Consider the following 14,400-nt stretch of genomic DNA (forward strand, 5'->3'; position numbering starts at 1 on the left):
TCAGGTTGCGATTTAATACCGAGATTGATGGCCGCTTTTGAAGCTGCCTCTATCGTTGGGTAGTAATCTGGAGTGTCGTTACCTAAAAATCCATACCATGTGCCAAACGCCTGCCAGTCATCACGGTAAAAGCTATTGGGGTTACTATGCAGTCTAGGGTCTTCCTGATAGCGTTTTTTGTACTCAGCTTGCGATTTAATACCAAGATTGATGGCCGCTTTTGAAGCTGCCTCTATCGTTGGGTAGTAATCTGGAGTGTCTTTACCTAAAAATCCATACCATGTGCCAAACGCCTGCCAGTCATCACGGTAAAAACTATAGGGGACACTATGCAGTCTAGGGTCTTCCTGATAGCGTTTTATGTACTCAACTTGCGATTTAATACCGAGATTGATGGCCGCTTTTGAAGCTTCTTCTACCGTTTTGTATTTACTCATCATTACTTCTTAATACTAATATTCTTTTAGTTTTGCTTTCTAAGCATTTGAACTCGGAGCGTATCTCTTTTGGCGATAGCGATTTATAAGAGTCTTGAGACTTTATCGATTTATGATGTACTGCGTTGGCTACGAACAGGTTACCTACACCAGCTTTTTCTAGACGATTTATATAAGCATATCGGTGGCCGTGTGGCGTTGTCCCTAAATCTTTCTCAAAAACAAGCCCAACCCGCTCAATTGCTTTTTTGTATTTTCGTTCAAATGCATCTATCGAGTAAGGGTCACCAAATTGATTAGTAAATGCGTATGGATGCTTGCGATTTTTATGTGGACTAACCCTTTGTTTAGATAAATACAAACGCCAATAAAATAAAAACTGTTCGCCAGCTGATGGTTCAAACCAATTCACAACCATATAATTTTTTTTTGATGGGGATAATTTATTATTCTTCCAACCTGCATAAACCTTTTTACTTTTTTCATATTTGTTTCGGGGCAAGAGTTGGAAGTTTTTAGCTAGTGTTTCTTTACGAACCTCAATCTGTCCATTGGTATATGACATAGGAGACTGCCCGATTTCAGGTTCATACACACATACCAAAGCTTCACTTGAATTTTCAGGATGAAGCTCTATATCCTCAAGCCATAAATGAAAAGGTTCAGACCTTCTCAACCCACCAAAATGAAGCAACATTGTGATTAGTATGTCCCTTAATTCAAGTCGGGTATAAGCTGGTGCGGTAGCTAAAACACCAGGCTTTATAAACCCCTGATGAATTAAGTCGTCAATATACTCATCAGGGAACCTGTTTAAGGCGGAGTTATTATCATTGCCCCTATGCTCTTGTTTATATCTAACATTTCTAGATAATCTGTTTTTATCTTGCGCTGATTTTTTTGACCATGTATGCGCAAGAAAAGCATTTTTATGTTTATGTGAATATGCGGCCCAATTTAATCGTTCTTCGTGGCTTGTAGCTTCACGCCAAGGATTAAGGTTGTCTTTGTTGTTAAGTTCTTTATGGTCACAAAGCCAATCAGAGTATTGAGTCACATACGAAATGATTTTATTGCCATTTTGTATACTTCTCTTTCTCCATCTGAGTCCCGTGGGATCTTCACCATTTGGGTTGATTGTTCCTAAGAAAAGTTTTTCAGAAAAGGCGGAGAAGAGATCTGCTGGATACTTGTAATGAGTTTTATTGAATTCTACAAATTCGACGAGTAAGCAAACAGCTCGAACACTTGCATCAATCCAAGACATGCTCTTATTTCGTTTATAGATTGAATAATCCAGATATGATTTTAAGACCCCATTTTGCGTGTAAATAACTGGCAGTCTTATTTCATTTTTTTCTTCAATATGTATGGTTGTTCTGATGACTAAAGGGTGAAACATAAATGACCCCCTATATAATATTAATTACACTTTAAGGGGGCACACTAAATCAAGCAAGGTATTTACCTTGATCAAAATCAAGATAATCGTTTAAAAAGGATATAAATAGTATACAGAGGTTAGGGGTTATACTCGCAAAAGGAACATTGGTTCCAGCTACAACCATTGGTCACCTGCAATATCAGCGACTTCCACTCTGATGGTGGTCGATAAACCGGTTCAATATAGTGAATCATCTAAATAACCTCTAAATCCCTATCAATGACAGTTTTTGTATTAAAAATACTCGTTAAGATTGTTTTTCATTCTATTTTTTGCAATAAAACGTTTGAATTGATCATTTTGCTTGTTTATAGTCGATTAATAAAAATAATTATTCAGGCCAATTGATTTATGAATCAAGTCGCATATCAGCTCAGTGAAAGACGTGAAAACCCTCGTTCTCATGAAGAGCATTGGGAGTTGCTGACTGCAGATCAAAAAGTTGCCCTATACGATTTAAACCGCTTTGGTTACAGATTGCTTTTTGTGAGAAGCATGCCAGAAGGCCCTCTGGCTGTAATTTCTCAGCAAGATGACATCGCCATTATTGACCATGAAGGTGAGTTAAATTTACACCCTAATTTAACCTTAAGGGAATTACCTAAGCCCCATTAAACTTAGCGATTAACAAAGCTATCATCGTATAATCGAAATAATTTAAAGAGTGCACTCGCACTCTTTTTTTCATTTTGCTAATCAGTTTAATGCTTAAGCAATCACTTCATTGAACACTTCAACCTTATGTGACTCAACAAGCTCAGGCATAACATTGTGGAAATAATTTTGAATGTAATCAGTCGCATTATGTTTATCAAATACTGCTCTGTCGGCAAATTTTTCCACAAAGGCCACTTTGCTATCATCATCTAAACTGATATTTAACTCGTAGCGAATACAGCCTAATTCTCGGCGAGTCGCTGGGATCAGCTTAGCAAGAGCTTCAACCAGTAAATCACGTTTACCTTCTTTAGCAACAAACTGAGCAACACAGACGATACGGGTATTATTGATGATAAAATCTGACATTATTTTTCCTTAATACTGATAATATAAATACGCTAATACAAACTAAATAAACTGTTCCTATAGCAGTCTTAAATGACTAGTTATTTTGTAAATTAAGTAGCATATCGATATGCGGTATGCCGTCTTCAAGATACATTTCTGAATTTAAGATAAAGCCCTGCTGCTGATAAAAATCGCTGAGATGTTGTTGCGCGCCTATTTGGATGCTGGTTTGCGGCCACTGAGTTTTAACAACATTAATTGAGCGCTGCATTAACGCATGTGCAATACCATGTCCACGGCCCTTTTCTGCCACAATCACTCGGCCAATACTGGCTTCATTGTAGCTGACACCTGCCGCTAAAATTCGCGTATACGCAATGAGTTCACCTTGCTGATTCATTCCTAACAAATGCTTGGTTTGCGGTAATCGGTCTTTATCATCAAGCTCGGGATAAGGGCAGTTTTGCTCTACCACAAACACATCGACTCTGAGTTTTAATAGCTCATACAACTCATCAAGGCTGAGTTCATTAAAGCTCAATAGCTTCCAGTGCATTGAATTTAGTAACGACATAACTACCCACCAAAAATTGATCTCTATGGCCGCAGTCTAGCATGATTAAATAAGTGGATTAACTGGTGAATTTCAGCCAAAAAAATACCGAGCATAAGCTCGGTATTTTCAGGTTAAATTAGCTCAATTTAGAACTTGTATTTAACGCCAACTTTTAACTGCCAAGCAGATTTGTTGATGTCATAAGTATCATGACTATTTGTATCAATGCCGCCATTAGCAGAGTATGTATAAACACCAGATGCGGAGTCATAACTCTCTAAATCAACTAATGATTTAGTGCCGTAATTAGCGTACTCAACAACACCCCAATCATCATTGACTAGGTTAAGCACGTTTTTCACGTCAAAGTACAAGATACCTTTGTGCTTCTCTAAGAAACCGGGTAATTCTTGCGTGAAACGGAAATCTAGCTGGTGAACCCAAGGTTGATTATCAGTGCCTTTTGGTGCGATACCACCAGCATATTTACTCAATCCGATTTCATCCATAGCGGCTTTTAACTCTTCATAAGTTAAACCATCCGCATATTCAACTAAAGGATCGTCAGCACCTGTTGGAATATATGGCAAGTATGGATTAGATGAAGACATGCCACTTTGGTCACCGAAATCGCCATTATAATAAGAGTCAAGAATCCAAGTCATTGGACGACCTTCACGCGCTTCATAGAACATATTGAAGCTAGAGTTATAACCTGCCACAAACTCAACATCATAACCTAAACTTAACGTAAAACGATGTGGAGTCTCGTAATAACCAGGACCCATAGTGGTACTGTTACGGTCATACTGCGTAACAGGATGTTTATAATTTGACTCAGCAGTCGAAGATGAACCTTGGTTACCTTCATCGACTGAGTTATAGGCATAAGCTGCACGCATGTTTAAGCCCATATCCCAATTTTTAGCCAAGGTAAAACTTAGTGTTTTGCTGGTACCCTCTTCGTCAGCATTGGTCAGCATAATGTCATAGCGACTTGTATTACCACCGGCACCATCATTAGCTAACGGATCCCATGTTTCATAAATTACACGGCCAGTAGAATCGGTTGTTAACTCACGACGAGCGAGCTCAACCCAAGCCACATCGTTTTCTTTTTGGATATATAAAAATTCACCACCAACAAACCAATCTTGACCTAGTGCGCCAAAGTCCCAGGTGCTGTCAAAACCGATGCTTGCACGCCAATCTGAAGGAAGCTCAAAGTTAGGATCTAACGAGTTAGTACTACCGTCACCACCTACTAAGCCATCTTGTGCTTCATTAGGTATATTTGCAAAATCCGGTGTGCCCCATGCATCATCCCAACCACCTTGCAAATCCAGTTTACGATTACCGTCAGTTGAGAAACTGTTTGACATCCATACCGTTGGTGAGCCGCCACTGAAACGACCTACACCACCACGTAAAGTCACATCGTCAGTTAAGATATAAGTTAAACCAAGACGGGGTAGCCAGATATCCTTGCCATCAAAAGTTGAATTATTAGCAAAACCATAACGCTCTACAAAGTTATCATTCAACTCAGGGGAATCAGACATGCTAATGGTTTCATAACGCACACCATAAGTCATTTCTAAATCTGGGGTAATTTCCCAAGTATCTTCAACAAATAAAGCCAGGGTCTCAATATTAAAGTTAGCCCCTAAATCATTTTGATTTCCTGATGCAGCATTTGCATATTCAAATTTATCTACTAAGACATTTTCAAAGTCTTCAATTGAATCGAACCTCCATGAACCCATGGTTGCTGGAGCAAATAAGTTAAAGACTTCTACGTCATTATATTGGAAACCGAAACCAATGTTGTGCTCATCTAAATAATAATCACCCACAAAGCGAATTTCTAAGTTTTGGTTATTAAGCTCATTCGCGTGGCGATATTTTTCTGTGCCAAAATTAACTCTATCTCCGTCAATACTAACTTGAACCTGACCTATCCCAAGATCATCAACAGGGTTTGAATTGCTGACACTATCTTTAAAAGCAACTTTAATATCAGTACTAAAATCTTCAGTCCAATCACTGTATAAGTTAGCTGCGTAACTCTCTAATTTCTCTTCTTTATTGTACCAATAACTGGATAAATTAAGCTCATTGCTTTTATTAGTTACTTTATTTGTTTTATTGCCTACTGTGTTTTGATATGTAAATGAAGCGCGGTGAGCATCATTTATATTCCAGTCCAGTTTAGCTAGAATCTTCTCATCTTCTTCTACGGGAGTTGAGTTATAACCGCCTATTGTTGGTAGGCCATACACATCATTTGCAATTTGACTGATACGCTCTATCTGCTCAACAGTGATGTTTGAGTCATTTGCAAAGCCACTACCTGCTGGGCCCCAATCTGCAGCTTGTGGTGCATCGTAGTTTTCGTAAGAACCAAAGAAGAATAATGTATCTTTAATTAGCGGGAAACCAACGGTGCCACCGAAGGTGGTTTCTTCAAAGTCTTGCTCTAACTTGTCACCCGATTCTTGATCTTTACCATCGCCAGCCATGCTGTCGTTAGTGGTTTCCCAAAAAACAGTACCATCTAATTCATTAGTACCTGACTTGGTTACCGCATTGACTTGCGCACCAGAGAAACCACCAGTTCTTGCTGTAAAAGGTGAGGTATTTAATGCAACGCTTTCAACCGCATCAATTGAGATTGGAGAGCGCTGAGTTGGGTAACCGTTTGAGTTAAGACCAAAATCATCATTTTGCGATACGCCATCAACAACAAAAGTGTTAAAACGTGGGTTAATACCCGCAACGCTCATTGAAACGCCATCAGTACCGACAACAGCCATAGGATTTTGGCGCAATACGTCTTTTAAATCACGGTTAATACCTGGAGAATTAGCAATGTCTTTCGCGCCAAACTCGCTGTTAGCGCCTGCACTGCGGTAGTAATTTGCATTACCCACAACACCGATACGTTCCATATCAGCTGCAGTTTTCAACGTACGGTTAAAACGTAATGTTTCACCGACGTTTAAATATAAATTTTGTTCGACATCATCAGCAAATTTTTCAGAATCAACTTTGATGATATATGGACCACCAACACGAAGACCGCGTGCAGTGAAGTTACCATCAGCACCTACTGCCACTTCAGTGACTGTGCCAGTTGGTTCATGGATGATGGTAATTGTTGCATCTGTTACTGCATTACCTTGAGGACCAACAATCTGACCGCGGATGTTTGATGCAGTATCTGCTGCCATAGCTGGTAAAGCAACGCCCATAGCAAAGCATGTCGCTAGCGCTAAGCGACTGATTTTATTATTTAACATTTTCAGACCCCTGAAATATTTTTATATTTTATTTATGTACTAGTTAATCTAGCTTTATAAAGAAGTTTGTAGAGTAAAAACTTCAGGCGCTAGTTTATAGTCAATTTGTTTCAAAATCATGTCATTGTTGAACTATTTAGCAACAAAACTTAAACTGCGAGCGTCAACTTCGCGCAACATCCATTACAAAGCACGCACAACAACCGCAAAGTAGGCTCTTTAGTCACAAAAAATTAATCTAAAAAGTGACGTTCATCATTCGCTGTCTAACCTCATTTAAGTGGTTTACTAGGTCCAAGCTACTTAAATGCCAATGGAATAATAATAATGAAACCTGCTGTATTGTTAATAAGTGCCACACTGGCTGTATCCGTTTTTACTAGTCAGCAAGCACAGGCATTTGGCCAATTAGGTCACCGTATTATTGGTGAAATTGCCCAAAATAATTTATCCAAAACCGCTCAAGAAAAGATTAATCAACTGACAAAAGGTGAATCACTTGCGCAGATGTCGACTTGGGCAGATGAGATCCGTTCAGACAAAAATTGGTATCACTCATCGCCTTGGCATTATGTGTCAATTGACGATGGTAAAACCTGGGACACTGTCACCAGAAACCCGAAAGGCGATATTATTGAGCGTCTTGAAAAATATGAACAAGTACTAAAAAGCACCACCACACCTGAACAAGATAAATGGCAAGCTTTAGCCTTTTATGTGCATTTTGTCGGCGATATTCATCAGCCATTACACGTAGGTCACAGCCATGATCGCGGCGGTAATTCAGTTAAATTGAAGTGGTTTGGCGACGACACTAATTTGCATTCAGTGTGGGATAGCAAGCTGATTGAGCATCAAAAATTAAGCTATACCGAATACACTAAATTTATCAGTCGTATTTCAGCAAAAGATATCAGCGACTGGCAAGGCCAAAACTATTATGTGTGGGCGGATGAATCCAAAGCCTTGCGTGATGCCGCGTATGAGTTAGAAAAAAATCGTGATGATCAACCTGATTTGCGCTTCCAATATATTTTCGACCACACCCCAACTGTGGAGCTAAGAATGCAGCAAGCAGGCATTCGCTTAGCGGAAAAGTTGAATATTATTTTTAGTCAATAATATTAAAAGCGTCTTTAAAATGACTTATTTGTTGCGCTAAATTGCATTAATTTTGCAACACAAACGTAAAAAAAGAGCCACTAGTCATAGTGGCTCTTTTGTTTTTAATCTCTCACGATTAAATCATTGTTATCAACATAACCTTGCAGGGCATTTATGTCGATAATGAATCATTAACGTTCGAAGTTATGGAACTTCTCGATACCGAATGATTTACCTTCAGCATGACACGTTGCACAAGATTCTGATGTTGGTTGTGTGTACCAGCCTTCAACGACTTCAGCATCAATCGTACCACCATTTTGTTCCATGTGGTTCAGCGCAGAGTCTGTATTGTGTTCGTGACAAGAGAAACAGTTAGCCGTGATTGGGCTGGCCATTTTAGTCGTATCGCCACCATGGAAGGCTTTAGCACGCATGTACCGATTAGGTACCGCTTCTAAATCAATACCTTCAGCATGACAAGAAACACAATTTTCAGCGTTTAGGCGGTCAGCTGAGTTTGCAATATTGTTGCCGTCTTCATCTACTTTACTACCAGATAGCGCATTACCGATACCCCAGTGCATGCTGTGAACCATAGGGCCAAAGCCTGGAGCAGAGTTTTTAGAGCTACGATCTTGACCATTGTTATGACATGCGATACATGATTCGCCACCATCATTATAACTACCATTTTTATGGTAGTTAGTTTCATTGGTATGGCATGTAGTACAGCTGTTGGCATCAATATTATGACGACGTGAGAATGGCTTATCGATAGCGGTAAATGTATTATCCACTACTTCAGAGTAGCCAGTAAATGATACGCCAAATTTGCCATCATCATCTTGCCAATTTGTATCAGCTAAAGTGACACGTGAGCTTGTAGTAAGATGCGCATTTTCATATCCACTACCAGGTGCATTTAATAGCTCACCGTAACAAACTGAACGCGTACCATCTTCACGTTCTACATAACCTTCCGCACCATGACCAATGACACGTGCAACAATTGAGTCTGTTTCATTGTCATAGGCGTTAACATAAGCACCTGCATAGGTTACTTCGTGTGCTTCATACATTTCACCAATATTTAACTGCACTGGTGTTTCACCAGAGTTATCAAACAACTTCACATCAACACAGTAAGCGCCAACCCAAGAAACATCTTTGTGATCGGTAAACTCTAAATCAGCATCATGGTAAACCGCTGAAGTTTCAGTAGAGTAGTTTTCACGCATTGACTTACGCTCAGTTACACCTGCAGCTGAAGCATGTAGTTCACGCATATCAAAGCTAGGATCCGCCATTACACTAGCAACTGCTACATCGCCAGTATTATGACAATCAGTACAACCGTTGCCAGTCAAATTACCGTTATTCATCACCGGTTCAGCGTGACAGGTATAACAGTTAGTTGGCGTGAAATCCTTTTCAAATTCTTGGTGATTAATATGACCAATTTTTTGGAATGTATTGGTTGCGTAACCGCCATTCTCTTCAGCTTTAGATACGTTGTTATGACACACCATACAGCCACCGACTAAATCTACTTCGCCATCAGCATTAATTGCTGTGTAGCTAGGATGTTTAAGGTTTGACGCTGCATAATCAACGTGACAAGATTGACAAGTTTCTGTCGTCGTTGTATGAATCATTTCGGCTTTTGCCACAACCATTGGTTGTGAACGTGCGATTTCAGTAGTGTCATCACCGCCAACTCGCAACCAAACAATGCCTTCTGAAGCTGCGGTTACCGCAGGCATAGGCGCGATAAATTCGTAATGGCCATCACCAAGTGAATTTAATACAGCACCTTCTACAGTTGTATCAGTATAACCACCAACTGCACCATCGCGATTCATGACAACGCCGCGTTCAGTTTTTTCAGCAAATTTAGCTTCAGCTTTCGCTAAACCGTTAACTAATTCACCGTCTTCATTAGTTACTTCAAATTCATAGCGAATTTGACCTTCTTCTAATGCATGATTGATCATAGTAACAGTGGTCACTTCTGACATTTCTACTACTGGTGGGTTACTTGGTTCACCAGGTTCACCTGGCGCGCCATCTTGACCGTCTTTGCCATCACTACCACAACCCGCAATCCCCATTGCTGCTGCGATAACAAATGCTAATTTGCTTTTCGTTAAATGTTTCATCATCACTCCTAGTAGCTTATTACTACTTATTAGGTATAAACCAACCTTGAGTATAATCTTTTCTACAAAGTCGAAGGGTGATAACCATCACACACAATGCCGTAATAAATATTAAAATAACTCTTTATGATAATTATTTGATCCAAATCTTATTAAGTACTTCCTTATATAATAACCAACTTATTTAACAAATAATTAAATACCTGTTTTTAATAACGTTTGCATCAAAATGTATCTAGCTCGTAATTTTATGAGTGCTAAAAATGTTAAATTATTAATTATTTTCTTCTTATATATCGACTAGATTTGACCATTAAACCGATATAAATAGCGCTTTAAGATGTTCTTACGGCCAAGCCCTCTATAAATGGCAATAACTCACATAAAAAAGGCCCTTCAAGGGCCTTTGTGGTTTATAAGGGACAATCAAAGCTTATGAACAGCAATCTCGTTTTATGTTCATTTTAGGCAGTTTATCCCAAACGACTTTTGCCATTAGTACCGCTAACACAATGCCAGAACTTAGCACTAACCAGTGAGGGAGTAATTCATGGTGTTCACCAATTTGCGGCATCACTACAAAGCCAAACTCAGCCACAAGATAGTTAACCAATATCCCTGCAACCAAAGCCACACCTAATACGCCGCCTAAGTAGCCAAACAAGGCGCGTTTACCTAACTCTTTTGCAACCACACCTAATGTGGCGATATTAGTCGCAGGCCCTGCCATCATGAATACTAAGACCGCACCCGGTGATACCCCTGCTAATAACAAACCAGCAGCAATAGGTGTTGATGCGGTGGCGCAGATATACATAGGCACTGAAATTAACACCATGACTAGCATAGCGAGAATGCCATCACCCCATTTTGCTAAAAAGTCAGTCGGCACATAGGTTTGTACTAACGCAGCAAAGAATAATCCGACTAATAACCACAACGTCGTATCTCGCACTAAATCGGTTGCGGCATACTTAAGTCCAGTGAAGATACGAGACAGAATAGTTTCTTGTTTAAGCTCGGTCGCCATGTCTTGGGTTGATGCACAGCAGCTTTCTTCACTGGCAGCAGACGTTGTCTCACTTGAACAACATCCACTTTTCTCTTCTTTAGCGGCCTCTGACTTGCTTGAACAGCAACTTGTAGCCTCAGCCTTAACGGATTCAGACTTGCTCGCACAACAACTCGACGCCTCAGCCTTAACGGATTCAGATTTACTCGCACAACAACTACTGGCTTTAGCGACTGGCACTGATTTTACAACAGCGGCACTCATTGGCTGCATCACTGATGCATTAGCAGCAGGCTTCATCGTCATCGCTGTTGTAGTTGCGGTATTAGTTGCTGTATTAGTAGCAGCATCGTCTTTAACTTCGCTGACGACCTTACCATCGTCATCATCACGACCGACTAATAAACCCGCCACAATGGCGCTGGTGATCGCCGCTATCGGACGCACAATGGCCATAAAAGGCCCTAACAACACATAAGATACCGTAACCGAATCCACCCCAGTTTCAGGCGTTGACACTAAAAATGAAGTGGTAGCCGCTTTTGATGCGCCAGAGCGACGTAAACCTACTGCGGCAGGAATAACCCCGCATGAGCATAAAGGTAATGGTGCACCAATCACGGCTGCTTTAACCACGGTTTTTAACCCATGGCCGCCAAGCTGCTTTTGCATCCACGCCATGGGCACAAACACTTTCAACAAACCGGCCAACACTAAGCCTAATAATAGCCACGGAGCGGATTCTAAAAATAACTCTAAAAAATTGCTTAATAACATAATATGCTCCTAACCTTGAGACTGCTTTGCTGTATGACGTTGCTGCTCAGCTTTTGGATTTAATTCTTTATCTGTTGACTCTAATGCTTCTAAAATTGAGCAATGTTCAGCGCTTTCAGGGCCGCCGCAACAGGCCGCTGATAATTTGCCCAATGAGTTAGCAAAATTGGCGAGCTCGGCCATCTTGTCTTGTACTTGTTTAAGCTTTGAGTCCACCAGCCCTTTTACATCGGCACATGCCCAGTTGGATTTATCTAACTCAATGGATAACAACTCGGCAATGTCATTCAAACTAAAGCCCACCGCTTTGGCGCGAATAATAAAACCTAACTTGGCAGTATCATCCTCATTATAAAGTCGATAGCCCGCATCAGAGCGGCTAGAGGGCGCTAATAAACCGTGTTTTTCATAAAACCGCAGGGTGTCAGCTTTAACATTAAACAGCGCCGCGACTTCACCTATTCGATACATAAATTCACCATGAGTAAGATAAACATTCTGATGCAATACACAGATAATCATTACGAGTAAAAGTATTACTATAAACCTTAGAGTTAAATCCAAGGTCAAGGCTTTTATAGAATAAAATTTTGTGAGTAACTTTGTTCTTATTTCAATATTGTGAAATCGCGCAGAAAAAACACCCTATATGGTGCTTTTGCGATAAAATGCGCGCGCCCTGTCTATAGGCAGCAACCCCCTAACAAGTAAAAACATTAAGGGAATTTTGCAAAGCAGAGCCATGTCGATGTCTGCTCTGTTTTGCCAAACTTCCTTAAAATAAATAGTGGACACTGTACCTACATGAATACTGTCAGACCTATTCGTCGCGCACTGCTAAGTGTATCTGATAAAACTGGAATGCTTGAGTTTGCTAAAGCACTTCACGAGCAAGGCGTAGAACTACTTTCTACAGGCGGAACAGCCAAATTACTTGCTGACAATAATATTCCTGTCACTGAAGTATCTGACTATACCGGTCACCCTGAAATCATGGATGGTCGTGTTAAAACATTGCATCCAAAAGTACACGGCGGCATCTTAGCCCGTCGCGGTATTGATGAAATCGTAATGGAACAAAATGCCATTAAACCCATCGATTTAGTTGCGGTTAACCTTTACCCATTTGCTTCTACTGTGGCAAAAGAAGGTTGTACGTTAGCTGACGCCGTTGAGAACATCGATATCGGTGGCCCGACCATGGTACGTTCTACTGCGAAAAACCATAAAGACACCACTATTGTTGTTAACGCCAGTGACTACGATCGCGTGATTACAGAGATGCAAGCAAACAACGGCAGCACCACCTTAGAAACACGTTTTGATTTAGCCATTGCCGCATTCGAACACACTGCCGCTTACGACGGTATGATTGCTAACTACTTCGGCACTATGGTGCCTGCACACAGTAAAGATGAGTGCCACGAAGATTCTAGCTTCCCACGCACGTTCAATACTCAGCTGATCAAAAAACAAGATTTACGCTACGGCGAAAACAGCCATCAAAAAGCGGCTTTCTATGTTGATAGCAACATTGATGAAGCATCGGTTGCAAGTGCAACACAATTGCAAGGTAAAGCCCTGTCATACAACAACATTGCAGATACTGATGCTGCGCTAGAGTGTGTGAAAGAATTTGAAGGCCCAGCTTGTGTCATCGTAAAACATGCTAACCCTTGTGGTGTGGCCCTAGGTAACACGATCCTTGAAGCTTACGATCGCGCATTCAAAACTGACCCAACATCAGCTTTTGGTGGCATCATCGCCTTTAACCAAGAATTAGATGCTGACACCGCGAAAGCCATTGTTGATCGTCAATTTGTTGAAGTGATCATTGCCCCTAAAGTTAGTGCGGCAGCACGCGACATCGTTGCCGCTAAAGCCAACGTGCGATTACTCGAATGTGGTCAGTGGGATACTAAAACCACTACTCAAGATTTCAAACGTGTTAACGGCGGCTTATTAGTTCAAGACCGCGACCAAGGCATGGTTGATGTGGCTGACGTTAAAGTGGTATCAAAAGTGCAACCAACCGCCGAGCAGCTAACTGACTTAATGTTCTGCTGGAAAGTGGCTAAGTTCGTTAAATCTAACGCGATTGTTTACGCAAAAGATGGCATGACTATCGGCGTCGGCGCAGGCCAAATGAGCCGCGTTTACTCAGCAAAAGTTGCAGGCATTAAAGCGGCAGACGAAGGTTTAGTGGTTGAAGGGTCAGTGATGGCATCAGATGCCTTCTTCCCATTCCGTGACGGTATCGATGCAGCAGCTGCGGCTGGTATCAGCTGCATCATTCAGCCAGGCGGTTCAATCCGTGATGAAGAAATCATTGCAGCGGCAGATGAGCACGGCATTGCCATGGTATTTACTGGCATGCGTCACTTCCGTCACTAAAACGCCAACACCAATGACTTAACTTAAGTCATTGGTGTTTTATAATTTAGTTTTTATCATATTAGAGCCAGCCATTGTTTCAAGTTCAATGAAAGTAAGCGCAGCTTATAAGCATAAGTGAGCATGCTTGAAGCAGAAATTGAGACCATGGACTTTTTAAGCATATTAGAGCAAGCCATTGTTTCAAGTTCAATGAAAACACGC

General features: G+C 40.8%; 11 protein-coding genes and 1 pseudogene. 3 read left to right on the forward strand and 9 right to left on the reverse strand.

Annotated features, from left to right (window positions below; genetic code table 11):
• The 3 genes and pseudogenes from Q4557_RS19180 to Q4557_RS19950 form a co-directional block, all read right to left on the reverse strand.
• Window positions 1–437: integrase repeat-containing protein (locus Q4557_RS19180; RefSeq protein ID WP_303414842.1), on the reverse strand; the 437-nt coding region annotated here is incomplete at its 3' end.
• The gene (gene gmtY / locus Q4557_RS19185) at window positions 430–1,839 is read right to left on the reverse strand and encodes a gamma-mobile-trio recombinase GmtY (RefSeq protein ID WP_303414844.1); all 1,410 of its coding nucleotides are present in this window, start codon (window positions 1,837–1,839) and stop codon (window positions 430–432) included. The genes Q4557_RS19180 and gmtY, both read right to left, overlap by 8 nt.
• A 131-nt stretch (window positions 1,840–1,970) precedes the next feature.
• Window positions 1,971–2,075: pseudogene (locus tag Q4557_RS19950) on the reverse strand (radical SAM protein); the annotation flags it as partial.
• 157 nt (window positions 2,076–2,232) lie between these two features.
• Between Q4557_RS19950 and Q4557_RS19190 the strand changes: the two are divergent.
• Complete coding sequence (locus Q4557_RS19190; RefSeq protein WP_102436930.1) at window positions 2,233–2,496, forward strand: hypothetical protein; 264 nt, start codon at window positions 2,233–2,235, stop codon at window positions 2,494–2,496.
• A 93-nt stretch (window positions 2,497–2,589) separates the two neighbouring features.
• Here Q4557_RS19190 and Q4557_RS19195 read toward each other — a convergent pair whose 3' ends face one another.
• The 3 genes from Q4557_RS19195 to Q4557_RS19205 form a co-directional block, all read right to left on the reverse strand.
• Entirely contained in the window at window positions 2,590–2,907 is a 318-nt protein-coding gene (locus Q4557_RS19195; RefSeq protein ID WP_102436932.1) for a putative quinol monooxygenase, read from the reverse strand.
• Between the two features lie 76 nt (window positions 2,908–2,983).
• Entirely contained in the window at window positions 2,984–3,463 is a 480-nt protein-coding gene (locus Q4557_RS19200) for a GNAT family N-acetyltransferase (protein WP_303414848.1), read from the reverse strand.
• Window positions 3,464–3,591: 128 nt separating this feature from the next.
• On the reverse strand, window positions 3,592–6,747 hold the full coding sequence (locus Q4557_RS19205; protein WP_303414851.1) for a TonB-dependent receptor: 3,156 nt from the start codon (window positions 6,745–6,747) through the stop codon (window positions 3,592–3,594).
• 327 nt (window positions 6,748–7,074) lie between these two features.
• Between Q4557_RS19205 and Q4557_RS19210 the strand changes: the two genes are divergently transcribed.
• On the forward strand, window positions 7,075–7,869 hold the full coding sequence (locus tag Q4557_RS19210; RefSeq protein WP_303414854.1) for a S1/P1 nuclease: 795 nt from the start codon (window positions 7,075–7,077) through the stop codon (window positions 7,867–7,869).
• 173 nt (window positions 7,870–8,042) lie between these two features.
• On the opposite strand, the gene Q4557_RS19215 is transcribed toward Q4557_RS19210, so the two are convergent.
• The 3 genes from Q4557_RS19215 to zntR form a co-directional block, all read right to left on the reverse strand.
• The gene (locus tag Q4557_RS19215) at window positions 8,043–10,013 is read right to left on the reverse strand and encodes a hypothetical protein (RefSeq protein WP_303414857.1); all 1,971 of its coding nucleotides are present in this window, start codon (window positions 10,011–10,013) and stop codon (window positions 8,043–8,045) included.
• 433 nt (window positions 10,014–10,446) lie between these two features.
• Complete coding sequence (locus Q4557_RS19220; protein ID WP_303414859.1) at window positions 10,447–11,802, reverse strand: SO_0444 family Cu/Zn efflux transporter; 1,356 nt, start codon at window positions 11,800–11,802, stop codon at window positions 10,447–10,449.
• A gap of 9 nt (window positions 11,803–11,811) precedes the next feature.
• Window positions 11,812–12,273, reverse strand: a complete 462-nt coding sequence (zntR, locus tag Q4557_RS19225) for a Zn(2+)-responsive transcriptional regulator (protein ID WP_303414862.1) — start codon at window positions 12,271–12,273, stop codon at window positions 11,812–11,814.
• Window positions 12,274–12,606: 333 nt separating this feature from the next.
• On the opposite strand from zntR, the gene purH reads away from it, so the two are divergent.
• Complete coding sequence (purH, locus tag Q4557_RS19230) at window positions 12,607–14,196, forward strand: bifunctional phosphoribosylaminoimidazolecarboxamide formyltransferase/IMP cyclohydrolase (RefSeq protein WP_303414865.1); 1,590 nt, start codon at window positions 12,607–12,609, stop codon at window positions 14,194–14,196.
• Window positions 14,197–14,400 lie beyond the last annotated feature (204 nt).

The organism is Shewanella sp. 5_MG-2023 (assembly GCF_030547465.1).
Taxonomy (GTDB): Bacteria; Pseudomonadota; Gammaproteobacteria; order Enterobacterales; family Shewanellaceae; genus Shewanella.